Annotated in this window: 1 pseudogene; it reads right to left on the bottom strand. The window is 63.8% G+C overall.

Annotated features, from left to right (window positions below):
• A pseudogene (locus ACTFO6_RS19025) lies at window positions 1–260 on the bottom strand (hypothetical protein); the annotation flags it as partial.

The raw sequence follows: 260 nt of genomic DNA, 5'->3' as shown, positions 1-260 counted from the left end.
TCGGCAGCGCGGCGGTGTTCGTAAGCGCGGCGAACGTGCCGGTGGTGTGGGCGTTGGTGCTGTTCGGCTGAAGCTCGGCGTCGGGTACGTACCGGAATCCATCCAGGGGGCGGATTTTCCGGGCCATTGTCGCGCTCGATCTCTCGGATGGTGCGCGAAGCGAAGCAAGCGCACCGAAGAAATAAATGAAACGCTTGCGCCAGTGGATGTAGGCCCCCTCGGTCCGGCGGCTGAAATGAAGCCGCCAGATGGCACCACGC

The organism is Pelomicrobium sp. G1 (assembly GCF_051905455.1).
Classification (GTDB): Bacteria; Pseudomonadota; Gammaproteobacteria; order Burkholderiales; family UBA6910; genus Pelomicrobium.
Note: the sequence above shows the minus strand (reverse complement) of the source record. Positions and strands in the feature narration are given on the sequence as shown.